This is a genomic window from Parashewanella sp. 2304DJ23-3, from assembly GCF_056591695.1.
Genome location: NZ_JBWQOH010000003.1, coordinates 200,586 through 213,226, shown reverse-complemented (window position 1 = coordinate 213,226; position 12,641 = coordinate 200,586). Strand labels below are relative to the sequence as shown.

The following is a 12,641-nucleotide window of genomic DNA, read 5'->3' as shown; positions in this document are numbered from 1 at the left end:
GGTGTGAAATTCAATTGGTTTAAGAGGTCAAAACCGCTTCTGAAACAAATACCCTCTGTCAGTGGATAAACTAATAACCGTTTTAAGTCCAGAATCAGTGCGGTACCCAAAAACAAAGACAGATGTACCTTGGCCTTCCACATAAACCAATGGTGCATCGTGCACAGCATGTTTACAGTTCATAAACTCGATGGCTCCGCGATAAAACCCATAGTCGATGTCTTCAAGGCTCAATTTACCCCGTAAAACACAGCCTTCAAAAACATCATCAAAACCAGACCCCGTGATTCGGCCATCCGACGATATGGTTAAGGTCGCATCATTCTCATTGTAAGTACCTGCTAATTCATTCAGTTCGATGAAATAATTTTGTCTTTTAAAACGATGATTTAATGATTGAGTAAGATCTTCAATTGGATCTCGAAGTGTGCCTGATATGGTTGCTTCATCATTTTGAAAGCGGACATCAACGACAGAACGTTCGTCTATCAGTGATTTAGGTATGTGCTCATCGTTACTGAATTGATAGGTATTGCCGCCACAGACAAAAAGACCAGCCACATTGGTACCTATAACGGGGTCAATATCCGCAGTAAAACGTTCACCAAAGTCAATGACTCGAATGCCATCATTTGGGTCTACGGTAAGAATTGAATCTGAGCCGATGCCTTTGTAAATACCGTTGTGATCACGTAGACGTTCATTATCATCACGATACATGTGTTCATCTGAGCATTGCTCATTCGGGCGGGCATTGTTGTTAGTCGTATTATTAGTACCCTCACTGCAGCCTGATAGCATACAAGCCATAAATGCCGACAAAGTCCATGTCAGTTTCATCTCTACTCCGTAATGGTATAAAAACTCTAAATTATGTTGAGGTTAGGGTATCAATGATAATAAGCGAAAACAATAAAGAAGAAATCAGTGCGCTGTATAAAAGGTGTGAAGTGGTATGAAGGAAAATAAAAAAGGAAGCAGATAGACTTCCCTCATAATTCTATTTTGGTTCGTTACTGGATTTTTCAACATGACGGTGAGGAATGTCTAAATCTAAATCAGATTCAGGTTTGCAGCAGCAGGGGAGGCATTCGCCTTCCTCTAAACTGGCGAGAGGTTCATGAATATAGGAAACCTCACCGCTGTTTACCTTGGTTTTACAAGCGCCGCAAAATCCACTGCGGCACTCAGAAAACACATCTACTGCTTTTGATTCAAGCGCATTTAACAAGGTCGTCTGCTCGTTGAAAAGGAGAACAGGTTGACCTTGTAAACTGACAATAGGCGCTTTCTTATAAATCAAAGTCTTCGAACTCACTTTCATCAATAGATGAGTCAATTTGACCAACTAGATAAGAAGATACTTCTACTTCTTGTGGTGCTACTTGAACCGCATCACTTTCTAACCAGTTTTTCATCCAAGGAAGTGGGTTAGACGTTTGCTCATAAGGTTGTGCTAGATTAACCGCTTTCATACGCTGGTTAGTGATGTATTCGACGTATTGGCAAAGAATCTCTTTGTTCATACCAATCATTGAACCATCTTTAAATAGGTATTCAGCCCATTCTTTTTCTTGCTCAGCAGCTTTGAAAAATAAATCGTAAGCTTCTTGTTCACATTCTTTTGCAATCTCAGCCATTTCTGGGTCTTCTTTCTCAGATTGCATAATAGTTAGAATGTGTTGTGTGCTGTTAAGGTGCAGGGCTTCATCACGTGCAATTAGACGGATAATTTTCGCATTACCTTCCATGAGTTTACGTTCAGCAAACGCAAATGAACAAGCAAAGCTCACGTAGAAACGGATAGCTTCCAGTGCATTTACTGACATCATGCAAAGGTAAAGTGCTTTCTTTAACTGGCGTAAGCTGACTGAAACATCTTCACCGTCAATACGGTGCGTACCTTCTCCAAATAATTCATAAACTTGAGTCAGTTTAATTAAATGGTCGTAGTAGGCTGAAATATCAGTCGCACGTTTTAGTATTTCTTTGTTAACAACAATGTCGTCAAAAACTAACGAAGGATCATTCACAATATTACGAATAATATGTGTATACGAGCGACTGTGAATGGTTTCTGAGAAAGACCATGTTTCAATCCAAGTTTCTAACTCAGGAATCGAAACAAGAGGCAAAAACGCCACGTTTGGTGAACGGCCTTGGATAGAATCAAGTAGAGTCTGATACTTTAGATTTGAAATAAAAATGTGCTTTTCATGATCAGGCAGAGCTGTGTAATCAATTTTGTCTTTACTTACGTCAACTTCTTCAGGACGCCAGAAAAAAGATAACTGCTTTTCAATTAGCTTTTCAAAAACTTCATATTTTTGTTGGTCGTAACGGGCAACGTTTACAGGTTGTCCAAAGAACATAGGTTCTTTTGTTGCGTCGTTAGGTGTTTGACAAAAAGTACTATAGGTCATGAGTTCTGCTTCCAAGCGGGACAAGCCCGATTTTTAAACTAATTTGGTAAATTAGGGATTACCCAAACTACTTGGGTAATCCAATATAAGAATTAGATCTTACATGCACCGCCAGCGCAGCCGTCATCCTCTTCTTCTACGCTGGTAATATCATCAAGCTGATCCGATGCTCCATCTCGGGTGTTATGATAATACAACGTTTTTACACCTAACTTGTATGCGGTCAATAAATCCTTTAATAACGCTTGCATTGGTACTTTACGATCTGGAAATTTGGCCGGATCATAATTGGTGTTTGAAGAAATTGCTTGGTCTACAAACTTTTGCATAATGCCAACAAGCTGTAAGTAACCTTCATTGCTAGGCATTTGCCACAACAATTCATACTTGTCTTTTAGTTCATCAAAATCAGGTACTACTTGCTTTAACTGACCATCTTTACTGGCTTTTACACTGATCAAACCACGTGGAGGCTCGATACCATTTGTTGCATTAGAGATTTGTGATGAAGTCTCTGAAGGCATTAGCGCCGAAAGCGTTGAGTTACGTAAACCGTGTGTTTGAATCTCAGTACGTAAAGTTTCCCAATCTAGATGCAGCTCTTCAGAACAAACCTTGTCTAAATCACGCTTATAAGTGTCAATTGGAAGAATACCTTGAGAATAGGTTGTCTCATTAAATAATGGACAAGCACCGTATTCTTTTGCCAAGTTCATTGACGCTTTTAATAGGTAGAATTGAATTGCTTCAAATGTCTTATGCGTAAGGTTATTTGCACTGCCGTCAGAGTACTTCATGTTGTTCTTTGCAAGATAATTTGCAAAGTTAATAACACCAATACCTAATGTACGTCGGTTCATTGAAGCCAATTCTGCTGACTTAATTGGGTAATCTTGATAATCAAGTAGGTTATCAAGCGCACGTACTGCTAAGTCAGATAACTCTTCAATTTCAGATAAATCGTCAATTGCACCTAAGTTAAGTGCAGAAAGCGTACAAAGTGCAATTTCACCATTTGGATCATCAATATTGCTTAAAGGCTTAGTTGGTAGTGCAATCTCAAGACATAAGTTGGATTGACGTACCGGAGCGACTTTAGAATCAAACGGGCTGTGTGTATTACAGTGATCGACGTTTTGGATGTAAATACGGCCTGTTGACGCACGCTCTTGCATTAGAAGCGAGAAGAGCTCAGATGCCTTGATCGTTTGACGACGAATGCTTGTATCGGCTTCATACTGATTATAAAGACGTTCAAACTCATCTTGATCTTCAAAAAACGCATCGTATAGACCAGGCACGTCAGAAGGGCTAAACAATGAAATGTTTTGCTTTTTAATCAGACGAGAGTACATGGTTTTGTTGATTTGAACACCGTAATCTAGGTGACGAATACGGTTGTCTTCAACACCACGGTTGTTCTTGAGAACAAGCAATGATTCAACTTCTAAGTGCCAGATTGGGTAGAATAGGGTAGCTGCACCACCACGAACCCCACCTTGAGAACAAGACTTAACAGCAGTTTGGAAATGCTTGTAGAATGGAATACAACCTGTATGGAATGCTTCACCACCACGGATTGGACTACCAAGCGCACGAATACGACCTGCATTAATGCCAATACCAGCACGTTGACTTACGTATTTTACGATTGCAGACGAAGTCGCATTGATTGAGTCTAGGCTATCATCACATTCGATTAGTACACATGAACTGAATTGACGAGTAGGCGTACGTACACCGGCCATGATTGGTGTAGGTAATGAAATTTTAAATTGCGATGCCGCATCATAGAAACGCTTGATGAAATCAAGACGAGTATCTTTTGGATAGCGTGAGAATAGGCAAGCCGCTACAAGTATGTATAGGAATTGAGCACTCTCGTAAATTTCGTTTGATACACGGTTTTGAACTAAATACTTACCTTCTAACTGCTTAACTGCTGCATAAGAGAAGTTCATATCACGCCAATGGTCGATATAGCTGTCCATCTCATCTATCTCTTCACGAGTATAGTCTTCTAAGATGTGTTTATCGTACTTACCTAAGTCTACTAGGCGAGTAATTTGGTCATATAGTTTTGGTGGCTCAAATTGACCAAATGCTTTTTTACGCAAATGGAAAATTGCTAAACGAGCAGCTAAAAATTGGTAATCAGGCGTTTGCGGAGAAATTAAATCTGCTGCTGCCTTGATGATAGTTTCATGAATTGCTTCTGTAGGAATACCATCAAAAAACTGGAGATGAGAACGAAGTTCTACTTCAGAAACTGATACATTGTTCAACCCTTCGGCTGCCCACGTAATTACGCGGTGGATCTTATCGAGATCGATCCTTTCTCTCTCACCACTTCGTTTAGTTACTGTTAAATTGCTGTTCATTTAAGATGTGCCTTGGTTCATATATCTATCAGCAAAAATGCTGGGTGCCCATGTAAATCTTTCAAGCTGCAATACCATCGGCGAGTCAAGGCAATATGCGGGATTTGGCGTTTTTTACAACCACAACTCTAGGTGCTCGATTAAGTCTACTACACAAGATATAGTGTTTATGTTTTCTTTAGATACAAGATAGTGAGGTTTGACTCATTTTGCAAGTAGTATATGTTGGGGTTATCTTGTGGATAACTTGAGTGTAATTCTTACAGTTAGTGACGGCTAACCCCAGACCTTTTTCCTGTAAAACGCTGCAATACTATCGTTGATAATTTATGCTAAAAAAATTGATTTTTTAATAAGTTAAATATTTGTTAAACACAAAGTTTTAGTTTTTAAACAATGGTAAAAGATCAAGAGGATCTTTGATTGAAAGATCGGCATTCCAACCTTCAGGGTTGTCTTTTTCGCCGATATATCCCCATTCAACAAGCACTGAGATCATACCCGAATTATTCGCCGCATCAATGTCTCTTTGAGCATCACCGAGGTATAAAATATTTTCGGGTTTACATTCAAGTTGTTGTGCAGCTAAAAGCATAGGGGCAAGCTCAGGCTTCTGAACTTTTGTACTGTCACCAGATACAATACATTTCAGTTTATCAGTCAAATTGAGCTTGTTAGTAAGCGGGCGGGTAAATCTTGCGGGCTTGTTCGTTACAATTCCAAAAGGGATATGAATAGATGAGAGAAAATCTAAAAACTTATCCAAATTTTTGAATAGTTTGCCCTTATCACCATTAACCTGTTGATAATGACTGAGCATGCTTAAACGAACACCAGAATGAACATCTTCAGTTTGGTCGGGTAAAGCTGTTTGTACCATGACTAGACTGCCATGAGAAGCTGCAAGCCTTACCTTACTCTCATCACAATGAGAAAAGCCATGATCCTGTAGGCTCAGGTTTAACGCATGAACTAAATCAAGTGCGGTATCAACGAGAGTACCGTCTAAGTCAAACAATACTCCGGTTATTTTAGTGTTGGTATTCATATGGCTTTTTGACAAGCAATCATGTAGTTAACGTCTAGGCTATTGGTATAGCTGAAGATTTCAGTGATAGGGTTGTATTTAACACCTAGGGCATCAAAACAGCTTAACTCTGTGTGTTCTGCTAATTTGATTAACTCTGAAGGTTTAATGAACTTTGAATGATCATGAGTGCCAACAGGAAGCATTTTTAATACGTATTCAGCACCAACAATTGCTTGAATGTAAGATTTTATATTACGATTTATGGTCGAGAAAAATACGAAACCACCAGGCTTTACCATATCGCAACACGCCTGAATAACGGAGAGTGGATCTGGAACATGCTCAAGCATTTCCATGCAAGTAATGACATCATAATGTTCACGATGGTTTTCACGATGCTCTTCTGCGGTGATTTGTAAATAATCAATATCTACTTGGCTTTCAAGTGCGTGGAGACGGGCAACCTCTAATGGTTCAGTACCCATATCAAGACCTTGAACTTTTGCACCAATTTTTGCCATTGATTCTGAAAGAATACCGCCACCACAACCGACATCAAGCACGTGCTTACCGAAAATACCTTGAGCTTTTTCGTCGATATAATTCAGACGAAGTGGGTTTAATAAATGCAGTGGCTTGAACTCACCGTTTGGATCCCACCATGTTGCCGCCATACTTTCGAACTTGGCGATTTCTTCCTGATCTACATTTTGATTGTTTTGCATGTTCAAGCCTGTTTTAAGCGATGCTAAATAGAAAGACACATTATATACCTATATATGGAATTTATTGAAAGTAACTCGTGACTTAATAGTGCGAAATATAAGCAGTCGTTCAAAGAGTTTATAACGTTAAAGCAAGAGTTTATGAGGCTTGGAGGTAATTCGGTCAATATCTGGTCTTTTGTAATACTTTCAGGTCTAGCAGCTTTAAATAACTGTGTTAGAATGAGTCTCTTGTACTGTTAATAAGTACGCTAATTAGCAAAGTACGATTATAAATTAATTTTTGGGCTCGACAGTGACACGGAAGCAAGTGTCGTCAGCAAAATATCAGGAGAGCGAGCGGTTTATGACTGATCTGGCATCATCTATTTCGCCAATTAACATTGAAGATGAATTAAAAACTTCATATCTCGATTATGCGATGAGTGTAATTGTAGGTAGGGCATTACCTGATGTACGTGATGGCTTAAAGCCTGTGCATCGTCGTGTTCTATTCGCAATGAACGAATTAAAGAACGACTTTAATAAACCATATAAAAAGTCAGCACGTGTCGTTGGTGATGTGATCGGTAAATATCACCCTCATGGTGATTCAGCAGTTTATGACACAATCGTTCGTTTAGCACAACCATTCTCAATGCGCTACACCTTAGTAGATGGTCAAGGTAACTTTGGTTCGGTCGATGGCGATGCAGCAGCTGCAATGCGTTATACCGAAATTAGAATGAAAAAGTTATCGCATTCTTTATTAGCAGATTTAGATAAAGAAACTGTCGATTACGTACCAAACTATGATGGTACGGAACAAATTCCAGCCGTTTTACCTACTCGTGTACCTAACCTACTTATTAATGGTTCTTCAGGTATTGCTGTTGGTATGGCTACCAACATCCCACCACATAACTTAAATGAAGTTGTGCATGGGTGTTTAGCACTTATTGAAAATCCTGAAATTACCATCGATGAATTGATGGAATACATTCCAGGCCCTGACTTTCCAACGGCAGCGATAATTAATGGTCGTAAAGGCATCATTGATGCTTATAAAACAGGCCGTGGCCGTGCAGTAATGCGTTCACTTGCCACCGTAGAGACTGCGGATAACGGTAAAGAAACCATTATTGTTACCGAGATCCCTTATCAAGTTAACAAAGCTCGTTTAATCGAAAAGATTGCTGAACTGGTTAAAGATAAGAAAATTGAAGGGATCAGTGGCCTACGCGATGAGTCTGATAAAGACGGTATGCGTATCGTTATTGAAATTAAACGTGGTGAAGTGGGTGAAGTTGTTTTAAATAACTTATACGCACAAACACAAATGCAAAGTTCTTTCGGTATCAACATGGTTGCGCTTGCAAACGGCCAGCCTAAGTTGTTCAACCTGAAAGAAATGATTGAAGCGTTTGTTCTTCACCGCCGTGAAGTCGTTACTCGTAGAACCGTTTACGAACTACGTAAAGCGCGTGATCGTGCTCATATCCTTGAAGCACTTGCTGTGGCGCTGGCAAACATTGATCCTGTTATTCAGTTGATTAAAGACTCGCCAACGCCTGCTGAAGCTAAAGAAAAGCTTATTGCACAAGGTTGGGAGCTTGGCAATGTCCAAGGTATGCTTGAAAAAGCAGGTGACGATGCCGCTCGTCCAGAATGGTTAGACCCAGAGTATGGTATACGTGATGGTCAGTACTATTTAACTGAACAGCAAGCACAAGCTATTCTTGAACTTCGTTTACATCGCCTTACTGGTCTTGAGCATGACAAGATTATTGGTGAATATGAAGAGCTTCTAGAACTTATCGCTGGTTTATTGCATATCCTTCGCAGTCCAGAGCGTTTGATGGAAGTGATTAAAGAAGAGCTTGAGCAAGTGATTGCTGAGTTTGGCGATGAGCGTCGCACTGAAATTAACCAAAATGAAGTTGATATGAGTCTTGAAGACTTAATTAATGAAGAAGACGTAGTGGTTACGCTTTCGCACATGGGTTATGCCAAGTATCAACCATTGACTGATTATCAAGCTCAACGTCGTGGTGGTAAGGGTAAAGCAGCTACAAAAGTGAAAGACGAAGATTTCGTTGAGAAGCTGTTAGTTGCAAATACTCACGATACAATTTTGTGTTTCTCTGACTTCGGCAAGATGTACTGGTTAAAAGTTTATCAATTACCATTAGCGAGCCGTACTGCTCGTGGACGCCCAATTGTTAACTTATTGCCTCTTCAAGATGGTGAACGTATTACGGCAATTTTGCCAGTACGTGAATACTCTGAAGACAAATATATTGTGATGGCAACGGCTCACGGTACGATTAAGAAAACAGCATTAACGGCTTACAGCAACCCTCGTTCAAACGGTATTATTGCTGTTAACCTTCGTGATGATGACCAATTGATTGGTGTTGATATTACTGAGGGCGACGATGAAATTATGTTGTTCTCTAATGCTGGTAAAGTTGTTCGTTTCGGTGAAAAAGTTCGTGACAATGAAACAGGTGAAGTGAAGCGTGATCCTGAAACAGGCGACGAAGTACTATCACTACGCCCTATGGGACGTACAGCGACTGGTGTTCGTGGTATTAAACTCGAAGATGGCCAGAAAGTTGTTTCATTGATTGTTCCTAAAGATGATGGTGATATCTTAACAGTAACGGAAAATGGTTACGGTAAGAGAACTGTATTAAGTGAGTATCCTGCTAAGAGCCGTGCGACGAAAGGCGTAGTTTCTATCAAGGTTAGCGAACGTAACGGTGACGTTGTTGGCGCTGTTCAAGTTACAGGTCATGATGAAATCATGTTGATCAGTGATAAAGGAACCCTTGTTAGAACTCCAGCTGAAGGTGTTTCTACCATTGGCCGTAATACGCAAGGTGTGACCATAATTCGAACTGCTGAAGGCGAGAGTGTCGTTGGTTTACAACGTATTGATGAAATACAAACTGATGATGAAGAGCTAGAAGGTGAAGAAGGCGTAGAAGAAAGCGCTGAAGCATCAACTGAAGGTGATTCAACAGAAACTACCGCAGAAGAATAAGTAATCTACAATTAAAGAGCGCCTTGTTTGGCGCTCTTTTTTTATCTGAAATAGAACAAAAGAGGTAAAGGAATGACTAAGGTTTTCAATTTCTGTGCAGGTCCTGCAATGATCCCTGAACCAGTATTAAAAAAAGCTCAGTCAGAATTATTAGATTGGAATGCGCTTGGCACGTCAGTAATGGAAGTGAGCCATCGTGGCGGGCCATTTAAGGCTATGGCTAATCAAGCAGAAGCTGATTTGCGTGAGTTGATGAATATCCCTGATAATTATCATGTGTTATTTATGCATGGTGGTGGCAGGGCTCAATTTGCTGCTGTTGTGAATAATTTTCTTGGCAATAATGGTAAAGCTCTGTATTTAAACTCAGGAATTTGGTCAAGAATTGCAGAAGATGAAGCTAAACGATTAACGTCAGAAGCTCAAATTGATTCGATTGATATCGTCAACAAACATGCTGACTGCAGTCAGGTTGAACTGCCTGATTTCGATACTATAGAGGGCGATTACCGATATTTACATTACTGCCCTAATGAAACAGTGGATGGTATCGAAATTTTTGATGACATTGATTGTCCATGGCCTGTTGTCGCTGATATGTCATCGAATATCCTATCTCGTGAAATCGATGTTTCAAAGTTTGCTGTTATCTATGCCGGTGCGCAAAAGAACATTGGACCATCAGGTTTATCGATTGCAATTGTCCGAGATGATATGTTGAAACTGCCATCATTACCTCAGGCGACTATCTACGATTATCGAGCTCAGGTAAAAGATGAGTCTATGTATAATACACCTCCAACGTTCGCTTGGTATTTAGCTGCGGAAGTTTTTAAATGGTTAAAATCAATTGGTGGCGTTCAAGCGATTGAAAAACATAATCGTGATAAAGCCGGAATACTCTACGGTGCGATTGATTCTGTTGATGGCTTCTATAACGATGTGCATGCAAATAACCGTTCATTAATGAATGTGACTTTTAAACTTAGCGATGACAGCCGAAATGATGAATTCATTAAAAAGTCTGAAGCAGAAAATTTAGTTGCGCTTAAAGGTCACCGGTTTGTGGGTGGTATGCGTGCAAGTATCTATAATGCGATGCCGAAAGAAGGTGTCGAAAAACTGGCTTTATTTTTAAAAGCATTCTAATTCAAAAAGGTTTCAATAATTAGCTATAGTTTTTATATGATTTTCTTATAGGATTGATTATGAAAACTATAGTTAAGTTGTTTTTGCTACCCTTATGCGTATGTATTGCTATAACGGCATGCGATACTAATCATGTCTTCTTAAAAAAAGAGGAAGAACCATCAGCAGTTTTTGGTGGCGGCCCAATCTACAAAACACCTTCAGCCTCTTTACCTGAGCTCAAAAGATCAGGATTTGGTACACTCATAAACTGGACTATTCATGTTCATGAAAATGGTGACTTAAATTTCAATGAAGAGTTTCCCATTATTTCGGGTGGTGCTTATATAGGAAATCAAACTTACCCTAACTATTCCAGTAATATCAACAAACTAAATGAGTTTGATTCCAGCATTGTACGGCTAGAGTTTGGATTAAGTGCAGCAAGCTCTCCTACTTACGCCAATATCAAAGCTTTGGTGAATTGTTCTGGTGTTCATTGCGGTACTGGAAAAGGAAGTACACTTTATAAAAATTTTAAAGTACTAAAAGATAAATTTCCCTCATTGGTAGCACTCAACAATGATGATGAATCTGAGTATGATCTTGAGTCTTCTTTAGCATTTCATAAAATGCTCGCTGATCTCGGAATTAAAACGACGATCGTTCCTTATACATTTAAAGACTTCTGGAAAAACTTAGTTGTTGGGCTAAACAAATATAAATCAGGCACAGTTGATAGGGTTTACTTACAAGCATATGCGGGTGGGACTGGAAATGACCCATGCTCATGGGACTTTGGTGTTCCAGTATATCCTGGCTTGTCTTCGTCAACGAAAAGCCCCGAAGAAGTTGCTGAACAATTAAAAAACTGGAAGGAGAACTGCCCAAATACTGTGAAGGGTGGCTTCATGTGGCTTTACGATGACTTTCAAAATAGTGCCTTAGTTGAAGAGTACGCAGTTGAAATCAATAAAGTTTTTGATCAATAACGGTGCTTGAGCTGACAATATACACCCATACTTACATCTTGTTTAGTTTTTGTCATTACACAAAATGTAATTGTTGATAACTATTGCCAAAAGTATCAATGGTAATTTGAGGATGACAAAAGCTGGAGAAGAGAGTCTCAGGGTTGACGTACTGATATTGATTATTGAGGTTATTGAATTTAGCGATTAGATTAGATTTAGAGAAAGTATGGCTGTATTTATCAGAGTTATTAAACAACATAGCAAAAAACATTTTTCCTCCATAGGAAGGAACACAGGTGTGGTAATAAGTTATTTTATTGTCAAACGTTAAACTTGCTTCTTGAAATCGCTTCGCAACAATATCATTGAGCTCACACATTCCACCTTGAGCGACAAGAATGCCATCTTTATTAAGATGTGCTCTTATATTCTGATAAAAACTTCGATCAAATAATGGGGCACTCAGCTTATTGTTTTCGGTTGGATCCGTCGAGTCAATAATAATAAGATCGAATTTCTTGATAGTATTTTGGATAAACTCTGCACCGCATGCTGTATGCATGTTTACCTTATCAAAGTTAATCCCTTTCTTAAGTTCAGGAAAGTAACTGGAAATGGTTTCATATACTTTTTCATCAATATCGACGAGTGTTACATCTTGGATGTTGAGTTTCGCTAACTCAGCTAAAGTACCGCAATCTCCTCCACCAATGATGAGAACACTCTCAATGCTGTCATGTAAAAGATAAGGGGCTACAGTAATCATTTCATGGTAAGTAAAATGATCTTTTTCTGTTAATTGAATGACACCGTCTAAAACAAGAATTTTTCCAAAATATACGTTGTCATACATTTCGATTGTCTGAAATTGACTTTCTGTTCTATACAAGCAACGTTCATTATCGAAATATATACCATAGCCTTGTACGTAATCTTCATGAATTCTCATCGG

General features: G+C 39.2%; 10 protein-coding genes. 3 read left to right on the top strand and 7 right to left on the bottom strand.

Annotated features, from left to right (window positions below; translation table 11 throughout):
• Positions 1-27 precede the first annotated feature (27 nt).
• From AC1EU2_RS08965 to ubiG, 6 genes are all read right to left on the bottom strand, one after another.
• Positions 28-840, bottom strand: coding sequence for a hypothetical protein (locus AC1EU2_RS08965; protein WP_480297901.1), 813 nt, complete (start codon positions 838-840; stop codon positions 28-30).
• 160 nt (positions 841-1,000) lie between these two features.
• Positions 1,001-1,324: a class I ribonucleotide reductase maintenance protein YfaE gene (yfaE, locus tag AC1EU2_RS08960; RefSeq protein ID WP_480297900.1), complete on the bottom strand. Its 324-nt coding sequence runs from the start codon at positions 1,322-1,324 to the stop codon at positions 1,001-1,003.
• Positions 1,293-2,423, bottom strand: coding sequence for a class Ia ribonucleoside-diphosphate reductase subunit beta (gene nrdB / locus AC1EU2_RS08955; protein ID WP_480297899.1), 1,131 nt, complete (start codon positions 2,421-2,423; stop codon positions 1,293-1,295). Before nrdB ends, yfaE begins: the two co-directional genes overlap by 32 nt.
• 92 nt (positions 2,424-2,515) lie before the next feature.
• Positions 2,516-4,804, bottom strand: coding sequence for a class 1a ribonucleoside-diphosphate reductase subunit alpha (nrdA, locus tag AC1EU2_RS08950; RefSeq protein ID WP_480297897.1), 2,289 nt, complete (start codon positions 4,802-4,804; stop codon positions 2,516-2,518).
• 382 nt (positions 4,805-5,186) lie between these two features.
• The gene (locus AC1EU2_RS08945; RefSeq protein ID WP_480297896.1) at positions 5,187-5,852 is read right to left on the bottom strand and encodes an HAD family hydrolase; all 666 of its coding nucleotides are present in this window, start codon (positions 5,850-5,852) and stop codon (positions 5,187-5,189) included.
• The gene (gene ubiG / locus AC1EU2_RS08940; protein WP_480297895.1) at positions 5,849-6,559 is read right to left on the bottom strand and encodes a bifunctional 2-polyprenyl-6-hydroxyphenol methylase/3-demethylubiquinol 3-O-methyltransferase UbiG; all 711 of its coding nucleotides are present in this window, start codon (positions 6,557-6,559) and stop codon (positions 5,849-5,851) included. The genes AC1EU2_RS08945 and ubiG overlap by 4 nt, the downstream gene beginning before the upstream one ends.
• A 346-nt stretch (positions 6,560-6,905) precedes the next feature.
• Between ubiG and gyrA the strand changes: the two genes are divergently transcribed.
• The 3 genes from gyrA (at position 6,906) to AC1EU2_RS08925 (ending at position 11,707) form a co-directional block, all read left to right on the top strand.
• Positions 6,906-9,587, top strand: coding sequence for a DNA topoisomerase (ATP-hydrolyzing) subunit A (gene gyrA, locus AC1EU2_RS08935; protein WP_480297894.1), 2,682 nt, complete (start codon positions 6,906-6,908; stop codon positions 9,585-9,587).
• A gap of 72 nt (positions 9,588-9,659) precedes the next feature.
• Positions 9,660-10,736, top strand: a complete 1,077-nt coding sequence (serC, locus tag AC1EU2_RS08930; RefSeq protein WP_480297893.1) for a 3-phosphoserine/phosphohydroxythreonine transaminase — start codon at positions 9,660-9,662, stop codon at positions 10,734-10,736.
• A gap of 59 nt (positions 10,737-10,795) precedes the next feature.
• On the top strand, positions 10,796-11,707 hold the full coding sequence (locus tag AC1EU2_RS08925) for a hypothetical protein (protein WP_480297891.1): 912 nt from the start codon (positions 10,796-10,798) through the stop codon (positions 11,705-11,707).
• 55 nt (positions 11,708-11,762) lie between these two features.
• Here AC1EU2_RS08925 and AC1EU2_RS08920 read toward each other — a convergent pair whose 3' ends face one another.
• Positions 11,763-12,638, bottom strand: a complete 876-nt coding sequence (locus AC1EU2_RS08920; protein WP_480297890.1) for a spermine/spermidine synthase domain-containing protein — start codon at positions 12,636-12,638, stop codon at positions 11,763-11,765.
• Positions 12,639-12,641 lie beyond the last annotated feature (3 nt).

What these genes read in the sequence shown, in the direction of transcription:
- nrdA (WP_480297897.1), bottom strand. Translation starts at nt 4,804, where the DNA reads ATGAACAGCAATTTAACAGTAACTAAACGAAGTGGTGAGAGAGAAAGG.
- AC1EU2_RS08965 (WP_480297901.1), bottom strand. Translation starts at nt 840, where the DNA reads ATGAAACTGACATGGACTTTGTCGGCATTTATGGCTTGTATGCTATCA.
- nrdB (WP_480297899.1), bottom strand. Translation starts at nt 2,423, where the DNA reads ATGACCTATAGTACTTTTTGTCAAACACCTAACGACGCAACAAAAGAA.
- serC (WP_480297893.1), top strand. Translation starts at nt 9,660, where the DNA reads ATGACTAAGGTTTTCAATTTCTGTGCAGGTCCTGCAATGATCCCTGAA.
- AC1EU2_RS08920 (WP_480297890.1), bottom strand. Translation starts at nt 12,638, where the DNA reads ATGAGAATTCATGAAGATTACGTACAAGGCTATGGTATATATTTCGAT.
- gyrA (WP_480297894.1), top strand. Translation starts at nt 6,906, where the DNA reads ATGACTGATCTGGCATCATCTATTTCGCCAATTAACATTGAAGATGAA.
- AC1EU2_RS08925 (WP_480297891.1), top strand. Translation starts at nt 10,796, where the DNA reads ATGAAAACTATAGTTAAGTTGTTTTTGCTACCCTTATGCGTATGTATT.
- ubiG (WP_480297895.1), bottom strand. Translation starts at nt 6,559, where the DNA reads ATGCAAAACAATCAAAATGTAGATCAGGAAGAAATCGCCAAGTTCGAA.
- yfaE (WP_480297900.1), bottom strand. Translation starts at nt 1,324, where the DNA reads ATGAAAGTGAGTTCGAAGACTTTGATTTATAAGAAAGCGCCTATTGTC.
- AC1EU2_RS08945 (WP_480297896.1), bottom strand. Translation starts at nt 5,852, where the DNA reads ATGAATACCAACACTAAAATAACCGGAGTATTGTTTGACTTAGACGGT.